Below are 230 nucleotides of genomic sequence, written 5' to 3' on the forward strand. Positions count from 1 at the left end.
TTGGGTTCCCGCGAGCCGCAACAGGATGCCAAAGTGTTGACGGCGATAATCGGTCGGATGGAATATCAGGGCCTGCTTGGCGGCCCAGAGCCTCTGACCGCTGAAGAGATGCTTGAGATTCTCAAGCGTTACATGCATTTGGTGTTGGCCTCGGTCTAGCTGAATGCGGGATCTGCTTTATGTGGGAGCTGGCTCGCCTGCGATAGCATCACCTCGAATCACCTGACGCA

The 230-nt window shown here is 56.1% G+C and carries 1 pseudogene; it reads left to right on the plus strand.

Features of this window, described 5'->3' with window-relative positions:
* Positions 1-159: pseudogene (locus KZZ04_RS22365) on the plus strand (TetR family transcriptional regulator); the annotation flags it as partial.
* Positions 160-230 lie beyond the last annotated feature (71 nt).

The organism is Pseudoalteromonas sp. CR1 (genome assembly GCF_019392235.1).
Classification (GTDB): domain Bacteria; phylum Pseudomonadota; class Gammaproteobacteria; order Enterobacterales; family Alteromonadaceae; genus Pseudoalteromonas.